The 14,464-nt window shown below is 35.7% G+C and carries 15 protein-coding genes; 12 read left to right on the forward strand and 3 right to left on the reverse strand.

The features are described from left to right. Positions 1 to 37 precede the first annotated feature (37 nt). Positions 38 to 208, reverse strand: coding sequence for a Mu transposase domain-containing protein (locus BLS02_RS18915; protein ID WP_175559444.1), 171 nt, complete (start codon positions 206 to 208; stop codon positions 38 to 40). A gap of 385 nt (positions 209 to 593) precedes the next feature. Between BLS02_RS18915 and BLS02_RS06090 the strand changes: the two genes are divergently transcribed. From BLS02_RS06090 to BLS02_RS06110, 5 genes are all read left to right on the forward strand, one after another. Beyond that, positions 594 to 1,760, forward strand: a complete 1,167-nt coding sequence (locus tag BLS02_RS06090) for a hypothetical protein (RefSeq protein WP_092492051.1) — start codon at positions 594 to 596, stop codon at positions 1,758 to 1,760. Next, complete coding sequence (locus BLS02_RS06095; RefSeq protein WP_092492052.1) at positions 1,741 to 2,178, forward strand: hypothetical protein; 438 nt, start codon at positions 1,741 to 1,743, stop codon at positions 2,176 to 2,178. The genes BLS02_RS06090 and BLS02_RS06095 overlap by 20 nt, the downstream gene beginning before the upstream one ends. Continuing rightward, the gene (locus tag BLS02_RS18920; RefSeq protein ID WP_175559445.1) at positions 2,171 to 3,925 is read left to right on the forward strand and encodes a hypothetical protein; all 1,755 of its coding nucleotides are present in this window, start codon (positions 2,171 to 2,173) and stop codon (positions 3,923 to 3,925) included. The genes BLS02_RS06095 and BLS02_RS18920 overlap by 8 nt, the downstream gene beginning before the upstream one ends. 553 nt (positions 3,926 to 4,478) lie before the next feature. Further along, on the forward strand, positions 4,479 to 5,534 hold the full coding sequence (locus BLS02_RS06105; RefSeq protein ID WP_092492053.1) for a M42 family metallopeptidase: 1,056 nt from the start codon (positions 4,479 to 4,481) through the stop codon (positions 5,532 to 5,534). Positions 5,535 to 5,660: 126 nt separating this feature from the next. Beyond that, the gene (locus BLS02_RS06110) at positions 5,661 to 5,978 is read left to right on the forward strand and encodes an MFS transporter (RefSeq protein ID WP_092492054.1); all 318 of its coding nucleotides are present in this window, start codon (positions 5,661 to 5,663) and stop codon (positions 5,976 to 5,978) included. A gap of 257 nt (positions 5,979 to 6,235) precedes the next feature. On the opposite strand, the gene trhA is transcribed toward BLS02_RS06110, so the two are convergent. Beyond that, positions 6,236 to 6,883, reverse strand: a complete 648-nt coding sequence (gene trhA, locus BLS02_RS06115; protein WP_092492055.1) for a PAQR family membrane homeostasis protein TrhA — start codon at positions 6,881 to 6,883, stop codon at positions 6,236 to 6,238. Between the two features lie 153 nt (positions 6,884 to 7,036). Here trhA and BLS02_RS06120 point away from each other — a divergent pair, with 153 nt between their 5' ends. From BLS02_RS06120 to BLS02_RS06150, 7 genes are all read left to right on the forward strand, one after another. Next, a complete protein-coding gene (locus BLS02_RS06120) occupies positions 7,037 to 8,017 on the forward strand; it encodes an LLM class flavin-dependent oxidoreductase (RefSeq protein ID WP_092492056.1) in 981 nt (326 codons plus the stop codon). A 15-nt stretch (positions 8,018 to 8,032) separates the two neighbouring features. After that, the gene (gene ltaE / locus BLS02_RS06125) at positions 8,033 to 9,064 is read left to right on the forward strand and encodes a low-specificity L-threonine aldolase (RefSeq protein ID WP_092492057.1); all 1,032 of its coding nucleotides are present in this window, start codon (positions 8,033 to 8,035) and stop codon (positions 9,062 to 9,064) included. Between the two features lie 234 nt (positions 9,065 to 9,298). Then, a complete protein-coding gene (locus BLS02_RS06130; protein WP_092492058.1) occupies positions 9,299 to 9,652 on the forward strand; it encodes a lmo0954 family membrane protein in 354 nt (117 codons plus the stop codon). A gap of 21 nt (positions 9,653 to 9,673) precedes the next feature. Further along, positions 9,674 to 10,303, forward strand: a complete 630-nt coding sequence (locus BLS02_RS06135) for a PspA/IM30 family protein (protein ID WP_092492059.1) — start codon at positions 9,674 to 9,676, stop codon at positions 10,301 to 10,303. 102 nt (positions 10,304 to 10,405) lie between these two features. Continuing rightward, a complete protein-coding gene (gene liaF / locus BLS02_RS06140) occupies positions 10,406 to 11,137 on the forward strand; it encodes a cell wall-active antibiotics response protein LiaF (protein WP_092492060.1) in 732 nt (243 codons plus the stop codon). Next, positions 11,134 to 12,177 carry a sensor histidine kinase gene (locus BLS02_RS06145; protein WP_092492061.1) on the forward strand — a complete coding sequence of 348 codons (1,044 nt, stop codon included), beginning with the start codon at positions 11,134 to 11,136 and terminating at the stop codon, positions 12,175 to 12,177. Before liaF ends, BLS02_RS06145 begins: the two co-directional genes overlap by 4 nt. Beyond that, positions 12,170 to 12,799, forward strand: a complete 630-nt coding sequence (locus BLS02_RS06150; protein WP_092492062.1) for a response regulator — start codon at positions 12,170 to 12,172, stop codon at positions 12,797 to 12,799. Before BLS02_RS06145 ends, BLS02_RS06150 begins: the two co-directional genes overlap by 8 nt. Positions 12,800 to 13,278: 479 nt before the next feature. Here BLS02_RS06150 and BLS02_RS06155 read toward each other — a convergent pair whose 3' ends face one another. After that, positions 13,279 to 14,316, reverse strand: a complete 1,038-nt coding sequence (locus BLS02_RS06155) for an FUSC family protein (protein WP_092492063.1) — start codon at positions 14,314 to 14,316, stop codon at positions 13,279 to 13,281. Positions 14,317 to 14,464 lie beyond the last annotated feature (148 nt).

Raw genomic sequence — 14,464 nt, forward strand, 5'->3', positions numbered from 1 at the left:
AGGTTAGTACAATGAGGAGGAATTAGTGAGTGCATGGTCACAATCCTTTAATACTAACGTCTTTATCAACGTAATCCATTGGAACGGAGTAGTAATTGTAGTCAAACTTAATCGTCGAGAAGCTGTCCACTTTGTAGGTGACACTCTTGCTTGTATCAAATTGATACTTGGGTAAAACAGTAAATGAAGCCTTTTCGTGAATTTCCATTTCTCCATGTCCTCCCCTGATAGATAAATCTATTATTCTGTTTTTCGACAGGGTTTGACCCCATATAGTTTGGAACTTTCATAAATCACCATTTGCTTTACACAACAGAATAGAAAGTGCATTTTTATCAAACTAGTACGATTTAAACCGAAATGAAAATGCTTTTTCTCCATCTCTCGACAATATTATATGTTGTATATGTGAAAGATTGTATTTTTTAAAACCAATTGCCAAATACCAATATAACTTCTATTAGAATATACGAAATTAGCTAATATTGGAAAAAATCATAAAGTATTGTAGAATTAGTAATAAGAAAATAGATACATAAAGAAGTGATTATTTTATAATATATAAAGCAGATTATGGTTATGGGGTGTAATTAATGCATGTATTTGCGCAAGACAAAAGTGGAATTAATAGTTTAGCTGGCTTTTCCTATCAAATAAGAGTATATGTTTACTATATGCTTACGCTACAGGAAGGCATGCAAATAGAATTTGAGACCACCGATGATGTAAATATAAAAGAAATTAAACCTGATGAAATAGACAATTATCAGGATAATTTCGGTAACAAAATTATAGGTAAAGATTCAAATACAGCAATTCAGGTTAAGAGGACTAATATTACCGAAGGAGTAGCAAATAAGGTGCTTTTAAATTGGATTCTACTTGAGTCCTCAAGTAATAAGGTTAATAGATATGTTCTTTTTACAGATGATGAATATGAGAATAAAGATATAATGTTTAACAAATCCGCAAAAGAGATGTTTCGTATTATTTGTGAATCCAAAAAGGATTCTAGAGCTACAATTACTAAAGTGAAAAATCTGTTCAAGGATAGATTTGATGAATTTGAAGAAATAATTCTTTCCATTAAAGATAAATATGAATTTGTATCTTTAATGGGTTTAGATCAAAAAATTGCGGAGCGTTGCACATTACATTTTAGGAGAGCCGCTGTCAATAGCGTAGTTTATTATTATAGAATAAAAGAGTTGCTTCAACACGTTACTGTTCAAGTAATGGAAAGTATTAATAATAAAGAACCTAATATAATAACATTTAATGATTTTATGATGGCAGTTGAAGACATAACAACCAGAATTACAGAGAAAGTTACTAAACCTCTTTATGCAGATTTTAAAAAGCTTCACACGATAGATTTTAATGATTTAGAAGTTGCTAATTCTAGAGAATACAAGCAATTACTTGCGTGCAAGATGCCTTCTTTCTTAGTAGAGCAACACTTAGGAGTTTGTTCATACTATGAAAATCTAAGGTACTTGTATATGGAGTCAAATAAGTTAGGGAAAATAAAGGACATTGAAGAAACTACATACGAAAATTTTGAAACTGCTAAGTTTCAATTGCAAATGAATAAAAGAGATATACCATATAATCGTTTAGAAGAAACAAAAAGGCTTAGTAATTCGTATGCAGACAGTGAACAAATTCGTTTTGGTTCAGGAATATATTTAACAAAGGATGGAATTAAGGATATACAGATTTCTTGGGAGGACGAAGAAAATGAAAAACTTGAAACTTGAAGCGGAAACAATTCAAGTAAGTATATATTGTGATATTATTTTGCAAATGTTATATACTCACGAAAAATTAAGCGTAAATAAGATACTTGTTTTTGCATATCTAATTAAAAAAGAGCGTTTTTTTCCAAAAGCAATTTATAACGCTAATAATATACAAGATATCATTTATAAATGCATTTCGCAACTTACAGGTGATTATGAAGAGTATTGTAATAATATAGAGTTTATTTTAAAAGCAATTCACCTTCTTCATACTAATAAATTGGTCCTTATTAAAAAAAATATGATTTATGGTCCCTTAGAAAATAATAACGAAGAAACCATATACAAGGAGAGTAACTTTCTTGGTAAAGCAATAGAAGCTAGTAAAAGTATGACAGATAAGCAATTTATGAAAGAGGTAATTCATAATGTTTAAGATAAATTCATTAGAGATGAAAGGCACTAATGGTGAAAAATATACATATAACTTTTCTGAGGGTATAAATTACTATAAAGGTAAAAATAGCTCTGGGAAAACAGAATTTTATTACTTTATCGACTTTATGTTTGGGTCTTCGGAGGACATTAGAAAAAAGCCTTGGTATGTAGATTCTTTAGAAAGGGTAACAATGATCTTTCAATATAACGACATTGAATATAAGATTGCTAGAACTAGAGATCCGAATATAAACTATTTGCAATACTCTAATGAGCCTGAAGAAGATTATATAAGTTTAAGAGAATACAAAGATAGACTGAATTCAATATTCGCAAGTGACGTTGAATCTTTAAGAGAATTACGAAACTTTACTGATGAAGAATTGACCTACCGTACGTTTACAATGTTTAATTTCCTTGGTGAAAAACGGCAAGGTGCTATACATGACTTTCTAGATAAAAGTAGTGATATAAAATATTCAATAAAATTATCGCCTATTCTAAATTTTATTTTTAACAACAATCTTGAAAAAATTTATGAGTTAAAAAAGGAATTAGAGATTTTATTAGAAAAAGTTAAGGAATTAGAAAAAAATACTGCAAAATATGATTTTATTTGTAATCAAGTGAATAATAATCTTCAAAAGCTAGGATCTAATACTTGGTATACTGGAAAAAATGCAAATGATATAAGAAAACAGCTTAATGAAATAAAAGATATGCAGGCAGTAGTTAGAAAGAAAAATGATAAAAACATTGCTGATTTAGAAGTAATGTATAATAATATTTCAGAGCAAATAAAGATATATGAAAATAGTATTACTGATTCAAAGCAATTTGAAAAAGACAATAAGAATAGAAAGCTTCTATTACAAAAGTTAAATAACTTATTAGATGAGAATAGTGTATTCGAATATTTAGTATCACCGCTTGAAAAACTGATATCTGAGCTTGATTCAACAATTTCTTTTAGTAAATACACTATAAGTGACAAAACAATAAATGAACTTAGAAAACAACGAGACCTTATAAAAACTGAAATCAGAAGAAATGATTCGAGATTTAGGTTATTTACTATGGAAGAAAAGGAAAAAGCAATTACGGTGATAGAGGAGTATTTATCTTCAGACATAAGTTCTAGTGAAGAAGAACTGCAAGAGAAAAGGAAAAGGATCAAAACAATTCGTGAGGAATTAAAGATATTACAGAACTCAGATGATCACAAAAAAATAAAGGACTTATCTAATTATATTTCAGAACTTTATAAATCGGCTAGTAACATTTCTTCTGTTGTTAAAGATGATACAAACAAAGAAGGGTTTCATATACAGTATTATAAGAAAGGTAATATATTACAACCTATGATAACTGAATCAGTAATTAATGAAAATTCAAATGTAATTAACGAAAAAGTAAACTACTATATTGGAAGTATGGCGAGACATACACTTATACAATTATGTGGTTACTTTGGTTTTTTAAAAATGTTATTGAAGGAGGATAAGTATCCACTTATTCCAATATTAGTTATTGACCATATTTCTAAGCCTTTTGATCAAGGTAATTCTAAAGCAATCGGTAAAGTGATCACTACTGTGTATGAATCAATCGGAAAAGAGAATCTACAATTATTTATGTTTGATGATGAAGAATACGAGAAATTAGATTTAGTACCTGATCATTTTGAGAATTTAGTTGCGGAAAATAAAACCGGCTTTAACCCATTTTATTTTCCAACAGAATAAAAAATAAACATTTAATAATGCTGTTGCGTTAGCAAAATGCTAACATTTTGCTAACGCAATGCAGTGAAAAACTGTAAATTCATGTTAAAGATGTTACAGTAATAATTTAACAACACCTTGATATATCGCACTTTTTGCACCTCTTGTTAACGATATTACACTCTCAGAGCTTACGGGCGGCATGATGTAACAAACAAATCAATTTTTTTAATATTCACAGATAGTAAAAAGCAGATCACATAATTATCATTATGTCATCTTCCTAATCCCAGGTAAACATTAAATAAAATGATACCACCAAGTAGGTTTATAGTTTGAAGCCGTTAGAATTATATCCAAAAAAAGCTAATTTACTAAATTTAAGGAGTAGAATTAATTTTTTGATTTAGTATTCATTTAAAATGAGATGTTTATTAAACGTAATATAATCATAATTAGTAAGCCAACATATATATGATTAAAGTGTGAGTTTTTTAGAAGGCTAGTTGTTAGCTCCCATAATTAACGATACAATGTAAGAAGTATATTTATAGTTAAGGAAGGAGCAATCATTTTGACTACATATCCAAACGTAAACGAAACGAAAGAACTTATTAAACAACTGGTTTCAATACCAAGCCCATCAGGTAACACTGAGAAAGTGATTCAATATGTGGAGGATTTTTTACATAATCTGCAGGTCGAAACAAAGCGCAACCGTAAAGGTGGCTTAATTGCGACATTACCTGGGGTAAATGACAAGGAACACAGAATGTTAACCGCACATGTTGATACACTAGGTGCTATGGTTAAAGAAGTGAAAAGTAACGGCCGCCTGCGTCTCGACCTTATCGGTGGTTTCAAATATAACGCTATTGAAGGTGAGTACTGTGAAATCCAAACCACCAGCGGCAACGTTTACACAGGAACAATCCTAATGCATCAAACTTCCGTCCATGTCTATAAGGATGCAGGAAAAGCTGAGCGTAATCAGGAGAATATGGAAGTCCGTATTGATGCAAAGGTTGAAAATGCTGATGACATTCGTGAACTTGGTATTGAAGTAGGGGATTTTGTTTCCTTCGACCCTCGTGTTCAAATAACAGATAACGGTTTTATCAAATCACGCCATTTAGATGACAAAGCAAGTGTTGCAGGCCTCATGCAACTTATCAAAAGAGTGAAGGAAGAAAATATCACATTACCTCATACGACACATTTTCTAATTTCAAACAATGAAGAAATTGGCTATGGTGGTAACTCCAATATAAATCCTGAAACGGTCGAATACCTGGCTGTCGATATGGGAGCCATGGGTGATGGGCAAACCACTGACGAATATACCGTTTCGATCTGTGTGAAGGATGCCAGCGGACCATATCATTATGGATTGCGTAAGCATCTTGTAGAGCTTGCTAAATCAAACAACATCGGGCATAAATTGGATATTTATCCGTACTACGGTTCCGACGCATCAGCTGCTATCAGGGCTGGGCATGATATTATCCATGGACTTATCGGACCGGGAATTGATTCATCCCATGCATATGAACGAACACACGAGACGTCATTAAATTATACAGAACAACTTCTTTATCAATATGTCCTTTCTGAAATTGTATCCTATTAATAATCCAATGGCCCGGCACAAGCTGGGTCATTTTTTTAAATAAAAATACTTTGTCTACAAAATATATTTATACAAATAATATTTTAATATATACTAGTTAAAGTATGAGGATTATTTCTTTTATCTATTACCCAGAATACGATAACGTTGCTTATTGCTGGGGTATTATACGGTTTTTCTTATGGTATTATGACACCAACTTTACAGGCAATCGCTATTGGTTTCGTGGAAAAAGAAAAGCAGGGAACTGCCAACGCCATGTTCTTTTCATCGATGGATCTGGGTATTGCAGTTGGATCAACGGGGCTTGGTGTGCTTGCATCCCTTACAAGCTATCATTTCATTTATGGCTTTTCCATCATTAGTTTGCTAGTATTGTTGCTGCTATATACGCTTGTGTTTGTTCGAGGTGAAAAAGCGAAGGAAGTCGTGGAGACGGTATAAGAAAAGGGAAAGCCACCAACGCTGATTGGTGGCTTTTTCTTTTTAGCAGGGTAAGAAAGTATAAAATTTAAGCCTTATTTCGTTCTCAGGTGGAACAAGCTATGTCCAGCTCCAGCGCCCAGCAACTAGCAAACTTCACACTCCTCACTACGATAAGTCAACATCGGTTCGCTTACAGCTCACCGTGTTTCCTTTATCTCATTGCGAAGTGCTCCAGTTTGTACGTTGCTAAACGGGCGCTTGCGCTTTTCTTACCTTTACAGTACATATCGATATATACAAAAAAAGTGAAATAGGCTTCCGAATAGGATGAATATATGAAAAATCTCGTGGAAGCCCATATGTTTAAATGATAGAAACTTCGGCTTGAGCCAGTAGATAAATGCACCCACCGTGTAAAAAAGACCTCCTAGGATTAGCAGAGTCATTCCGTTCATACCTATAATTGGCGCAAGTGCAGGACTATAAAATACTACAATCCACCCCATCACAATGTATAATGCTGTCGACAGCCATCTGGGTGAGTGAAACCAAACTAATTTAAATGTTACTCCGGCTATTGCGATACTGCTGATTACTGCAAATAAAACCCAGCCGGTGACACCCTGTAAACTTATTAAGCATAGTGGCGTATAGGTACCAGCGATCAGTACAAATATCATGGAATGGTCAATTCGCCTTAAAAAGGCAATGACATGATCTTTTGCAACAACCATGTGATATGTTGCTGACGCTGCATATAACAAAATCATACTAACACCAAAAATTATCACGGCCATGATTGCTAACATAGAATCTGTCGTTGCTGCTGCTTTAATGACCAAGGCAAGCAATCCCACAAACGATAAAATAGCGCCAAACAAATGTGTCAGACCATTAATTGGCTCACGTATATAAATCCCCATATTATGAACACCTTCTTAACTAGTATGTAGTTTTAGAAACTATATGACGATGATATATGTATGTTAATATGTAGTCAATGATTATTGGTAGAGGCTCTCCAAGGATTTTTTTAAGAAGCTAGTATATTTTGAACTGAAAGAAGGTACTGCAAAATGAGGTTAAGTATTCTCGACCAGGCTCCAATATCAAATGGTAAAACAGCAAATGAAGCATTAGCAGCATCGATAAAACTGGCCCAGACTGGTGATGATTTGGGTTATACGCGTTATTGGATTGCAGAACATCATGATTTGCCAGGATTAGCTTGTCCTGCACCAGACCTTATCCTTGGAATGATTGGAGCGCAAACCAGTCGTATCAGAATCGGTGCTGGTGCTGTACTGTTACCTCACTATAAGCCTTTTAATGTTGCAGAAAGATATAATATGCTTGCCACTCTATTTCCGAATCGTATCGACCTCGGGATTGGACGTGCTCCTGGTGGATCTGCTGAGGCGAGCATTGCGTTATCAGGTGACTTTTTAAAACAGGTACATCAATTTTCTGATTCAATTGATGAAGTCCTGCGGTTTTTACATAATAGTTTTCCAAAGAATCACATGTATTCAAAAATAAAGCCGTCTCCTGTCCCAACATATTCACCAGAGCCGTGGTTACTTGGTACAAGTGAAAAAAGTGCAATATTGGCTGCTGAAAAAGGTCTTCCATATGTGTACGGACATTTTATGAGTGATGCGGACGGCCCTTCAATCGTTAAGCAATATACAAAAAAACACTCAGAAACGATTGTAACAGTGTCAGTCATTTGTGCAGAAACAACAGATAAAGCTAATGAATTGGCATTAAGCAGTCAGCTTTGGAGTGTGCAGCGTGCAAAAGGTGAGGGCAACGGACGTATTCCGTCTGATGAAGAGGCTAAGTCATACTCTTTTTCGGATGAAGAAAAAGAAACAATTAGGAAAATGGAACGCAAAATGATTATAGGTGATCCAAAAGAAGTGAAACAGCAGCTTGAACAACTGCAGCTACTTTATCAGGTAGATGAATTTATGCTTGTTACCATTACACACAATTATGAGGCAAGAGCGAAATCGTACGAGTTAATTGCAAATGAAATTTTAGCTGATAAATAATATGGAGGGGAAACGATGATTGACTTACGAAGTGATACAGTGACTAAACCAACACCTGAAATGCGGCAAGCTGCCTTCGATGCAGTAGTTGGAGACGATGTATATCAGGAGGATCCAACAATAATAGAATTGGAGGAGTTGTCTGCTCAAAAGCTAGGCAAAGAGGCTGCAATGTTTGTCCCAAGTGGAACACAGGGGAACCAGATTGCCGTATTGACGCATTGTCAGCCAGGGCAGGAAATCATATTAGAAGCAGATTCCCATATTTTTATATATGAGGGTGCATCCATTTCAGCACTGGCTGGTGTCCAGCCAAGAACCATATCTGGAAAGAATGGTGCAATGGATCCTGGTGAAGTTCAAGCGGCTGTTCGCGGAGATGATATACATTTGCCGGAGACAGGGCTGATTTGCCTTGAAAACACGCATAATCGTGCGGGTGGAGCAGTGGTTTCACTTGATAATATGCGAGCAATTTTTGAAATGGCCCAGCAGCAAAATATACCTGTTCATCTGGACGGGGCACGTTTGTTTAACGCGGCAGTTGCTACAGGAAATGATGTAAAGGAATTTGCGGCATATACAGATACGGTACAGTTTTGCCTGTCTAAAGGGTTAGGTGCACCTGTAGGCTCGATAATTGCAGGATCCTCCGCATTTATCAAAAAAGCAAGAAAGTGGCGTAAACGCTTGGGAGGCGGATTAAGACAAGCTGGCATCATTGCTGCACCAGGTTTAGTCGCATTACGCACAATGGTTGACCGATTAGCAGAAGATCATGAAAATGCGCAGCTATTGGCAGACGGATTGAAAGAAGTAAGCGGCTTAATAATCGAAAATAACGTCGATACAAATATTGTGCTTGTAAATACTGAAGATGCTGGTTTACGTGCAGAACAGTTTATAGAGATGCTCAAGGAATCCGGTATTCTAGCAGTGCCATTTGGTCCAAATACGGTCCGCTTTGTCACGCATTTTGACGTTTCGGAAGAGGAGATTCGAAGTGTGATTGAAAGTGTTGGTGCTTTGGTAGGTACGAATCGATAAAGTTCGACATTGAAGCGATAAACATCGACATCGAATCGATAAAGGTGGAAGCTAAAACAATAAAGTTCGACAACAAAACGATAAAGAATCAGGGTGTGCTGTTCCTCTTCAGGGATAGTACACCCTTTTTTTAAAGCAGTATACGCCTTGAGACCTAGTTCAAAATATGGCTGTGGATCATTACCAAGGCGCCAATTAATCGGTATGATTGATTTATGAAAGGAGGCGGGATGCATGAAAAAATTTATGTTGTTCGTCGGAGGATTGCTTGCATTTTTTATTTTGCTGGCTAATCTTGGTCCGATGATTTTGTTGGGCGTTAGTGTATGGCTGCTGTATATCATCTTTAAAAATTTCATCAAAAGTGATTCTACAGCGGGAAAAATTGGCTGGATAATCGCTGGTTTATTTGTATTAGGTATTGGCCTATCAAACATTTATGCAGTAATAGGTGTTGCAGCAGCTTACGTGTTGTACTTGATTTACACAAGCTGGAAAGATGATGATGATCAATCAGTTGGACAAGTTGTGGAAGATAATGATCCATTCACAAACTTTGAACGCCAATGGGCAGAAATAAATCGATAAATTGAAAAGGAGCGAATTATGATGACAAATATATTTACTCGGATAAAAGATTCAGTTTCGTCAGATCTTCATAATATGATGGATCAAAAGGAGCAGAAAAATCCAATTGCAGCCTTAAATCAATATTTACGCCAAAGCGAGCAGGAAAAAGAAAAAGTACGCAAGCTTGTTGAGCGTCAATATAAACTGAAAGATGAATTTACCAAAGAATATCATAAGGCACAGGATCTTGCCGATAAACGCCTGAAACAAGCAGGTACCGCAGAAAAAGCAGGAGAAGAGCAAATGCATGAATTTGCAGTAAGAGAGCATGAAGAGTATCAAGTACGTGCAGATCGTATGAAAGCATCACGTGAAGAAGTAGTGGAGCAGTTGGAAACATTAGAACAGAAATATGAAGAGATGAAGCACAAACTGAAAGATATGCATTTACGCAGAATGGAATTAATGGGTCGTGAAAATGTTGCACACGCGAACCATCAAATAAATAAGGTAGTGGAAGAATCATCAGAAATACCTTTTTCCCGTTTTGCTGAAATGGAGCAGTACATTGAAGGACTAGAAAACAAAGTAAACACTTCCTATTATAGAAGTACATTTGACAGCAAAATTGCCAAACTGGAAAAGGAAATGCAGGAGAAAGCAAATTAACAGCATTATGTATCAACATATAAAAAAATGATATACTGAACAGGCGTAGTCCTTCTGCGTCTGTTCTACATAAATATAAATAAGTGAGAGGAGGATCACTTCATGTTTCAACGTTTGTCGACAGATACATTTAACTGGATATTGATAATTGGAGTGATTCTTTTTGTAATAGAAGTCGCCTTTTTTCATGGTGGGATGATTTTTTCAGCTTTATTTTCGGGCTTTTTTATCTATATCGGCTGGAAAAAATTCTATCGACTATGGGGAAAGATCTTTTTCTGGCTTGGAGTAGTTGGTTTAGTTTTTGCAGTTTTAAATATGCTGGCAGTCCGTTTTTTAATTCTGGCAGCTATCGTTTTATTCATCATAAACTATTCCAAGTCAAAACAGGAATCGGAACAAATAAATCCAAGATTAACTGTAACCGAAGAGATGGAAAGTGAAACTGTTACACAATTGAAGCCATTGTTTAACCATAAATTTTTCGGTGACCATCGTACGGAAGATACAGCATATCAATGGCGTGATATTAATATTCATGCAGCTTTTGGAGACAGGGTAATTGATTTAAGTAATACCGTTCTTCCTAATGATACTGTAGTTATTTCGCTACGTCATATCATTGGTAACGTTGAAATACATGTTCCTTACGAAGTAGAAGTTAGCATACATCATAGTGCCATTTTTGGGCGTGCTCATATTCTGGGAAAGCATCATTGGAAGTTGATGAATCAATCGCTTCTCTATCAAACAGAAGGCTATGATACAACATTTCCACGTGTGAAAATTGTAACATCAGTACTCTCCGGAGATATTGAGGTGAAGCGGATATGAGTCCTATTTTACGTCACGTCTTCACCGCGATTTTATTTACCTTGCTAATCACGCTAATAATGATTGGGATTACAATGGCAGCTTTTCCACTTGATAACTGGTCGTTAATAATCGATCGAACGATTTATGATGTGCCATTTCTAGTTTTTGTGCTTGGAGTACCAACCGTTGCAGGTGCAATTATTGGTGTAACTACGGGATGGTACTGGCGACAACGGCTGCAGCGTGTTTCAAAGCATTTGGATGAAATTGCAAAAGGTCAAAAAATATCTACTGATGATGAAGCCTATAAAGAGCTTGATAAAATTCAACATTACATGGAACAAATACAGGAAAAAATACGAATCCAAACTGAAAATGCACAACGATTGGTTACAGAAAGAGCGAATGAACGTGAGAAGAGTTTACAGGAAGTCGTCGTCCAGGAAAGGAATCGATTGGCAAGAGAACTACATGATTCGGTTAGTCAGCAGCTGTTCGCAGCTTCCATGATGATGTCAGCCATTAATGAATCGAATCCACCTGATGATGTATCGATTAAACAACAACTGCAAATGGTCGAGAAGATGATCCATCAATCACAGCTTGAGATGCGTGCATTATTACTTCATTTGCGTCCTGTTGCACTTAAAGGGAAATCTCTTCAAGAAGGTGTAGAAGAGTTATTGGTTGAACTTACACAAAAAGTTCCAATGGAGATTGACTGGAAGGTAGAAGCACTCACCCTTGATAAAGGTGTGGAAGACCAGTTATTTCGAATTCTGCAGGAATCTGTTTCAAACACCCTTCGTCATGCCAAGGCATCTTCCTTCCATGTCATGTTAATCGAACGTGATGAAACTGTAATTATGCGAGTAGTTGATGATGGAATTGGATTTGATATGGAACAGGTTAAAACTAGTTCATACGGACTCCAAAATATGCGTGAACGTGCATTTGAAGTGGGCGGAACGTTTAAAATTATCAGTTTGCCTGACGAAGGAACAAGGCTGGAAGTGAAAGTCCCAAGCTTTAGAAAAGAAGGTGAAAGTAATGATTAACGTACTATTTGCTGACGATCATGAGATGGTTAGAATAGGTGTCGCAGCCTACTTGTCAGCCCAACAAGATATTGATGTTATCGCTGAGGCTGATGATGGTGGAGAGGCAGTTGAATTAGCCCTGGATTTAAGGCCTGATATCATCTTAATGGATCTGGTAATGGAAGAAATGGACGGAATTGAAGCAACAACGAAAATTATCGAGCAATGGCCTGAGGCAAAGATTATTATTGTGACAAGCTTTCTTGACGATGAAAAGGTGTACCCGGCACTTGAAGCAGGTGCAACAAGCTATATGCTGAAGACCTCAAAGGCAAACGAAATCGCCAAAGCAATCCGGGCAACTTATCAAGGTCAATCTATTTTGGAGCCTGAAGTAACAGGTAAGATAATGAATCGGATGCGCGAAAAGCCTGTCGATAGTCCACATGATCAATTAACTGATCGTGAAATGGAGATATTAATGCTTGTTGCACAAGGTAAAACAAATCAGGAAATTGCTGATCAGTTATTTATTGCCTTGAAAACAGTAAAGGTTCACGTTAGTAATGTTCTGGGAAAATTGGAAGTACAAGATCGAACACAAGCAGTTATATACGCCTTTAAAAATAATTTAGTATAATATAAGAATTCCATTACCTAGTTTTCTAACGTTAAAAAACCACAATAACATTATTAACTTGTGAGGTATAACAGTAAATTACAAGTTAAATCTCACCTAAATGGATTGGATATTTCACCAAGCCATTTTTTCTTTTTGAGTTTACTTTCACGGATTTGGTGGATCCTCATTCCGTTATTTCCTTAAAAACGCCTATTTTGATCGTGTTATGTAATCCTCATTCCGCTATTTGCCCTTTTCAGCCCCATTTTTCATTGTTATTGGGTAAATAACGGAACCAGGAACCGTTTCAACCTTACATGAAGGCTTTTTACCCTATTTAGCGGAACCACGATTCACTTCACTGGTTTGTGTGACCCTCATTCCGCTCACACCATAAATCACATCCACTACACTCTTGAGAATTAGCCTTGATATAGCAATACACTATACACACGGGGTTTCACAAGCGAAATCTCGTGTGTATTTTTATTGTGTTTTTACCTTTGAAGTGAATCCGCAGTTTTTTTGTAGTACCTCTCAACTAAGTTATAAACGGAAACGAGTTCGTACAAGATGATTAACTCGGGAGGAAAAGTAGTAGGGTGGTTATCATTGTTTTTAGTTATATCCTCATTGTCATCCCAAAAAATCTCTGTTAATTGCTTAAGCTGCTGCTGATGTTTTCCAGATGTATAGTTGGTTTTATTTTGCAATGAATAAGCTAACTCTGACACAGCTTTTAATATGATTGTTCGCTCTTCTTTTGACCAAGAGATAGTTTTTAGCGGTGTATTAATAAGATTATCGATATGGTAATGAATAAGTTTTAATTTAAATAAATGATCTTGTGCAGATTGGAATTGATCCTTTTCCGTTCCGACCAGTGGATGGTATTTTGTTTCATCTTTTTGAAAGCGAATTAGTGTTTCTGTTTGATGAATTGTTTTTTCCAGTTGATCGACCAGATTCTGCTCTGTAGTTTCTAATTCTTTATCATTTTCCTGCAATATGTCCTGAAATACTTTTTCTATAACAATTCCTGTCTTTTTTCTAATCCCTTGTATCTTCTGGATAATGTCCTTGGTATAGTCTGGCGGCAAAACAAACATATTAACGGCAGTCGAGACGATTAATCCAGTAGTTGTAGTACCCAATCGAATAAAAAATGATATTAAATAATTGCTATGAATTACTTCAACCATTGCAACAGCGGTAAGCGTTGCAACTAGCAAACCCGCATGCAATTTAAACTTGAAGCACGTTGCAATCGTAAAAACTGCGGCAAGTGAGTAGGTAAGTGGTGAATTACCAAAAATAGATATAAAAAGGACTGCATATGCCGACCCAATTGCAGATGCCGGAAAACGAATAAGTCCTTTTCTTATTGAATCCGAAACAGTGGGCTCAATCGTAACTATTGCTGTTATAACGGCAAATACAGGAGGCCATTCTAATAATACACAGATCCAGGCAGTTATGAAAATCGCTACGCCTGTTTTGACAACTCGGCTTCCAGGAAAATTAAAATGCTTCATATTCTGATTCACTCCAAATTATGACTCATATCATATTCTTCCATAGATTATTCAATTTGCAAATCTTTTTTTTAAAAAAGGGTTGCATTTTATAAGAAAAACACATAGACTGTATTATAACAATTAAATACTAACTAATACTGTTATA

The organism is Virgibacillus salinus, assembly GCF_900102415.1.
Classification (GTDB): domain Bacteria; phylum Bacillota; class Bacilli; order Bacillales; family Amphibacillaceae; genus Lentibacillus; species Lentibacillus subterraneus.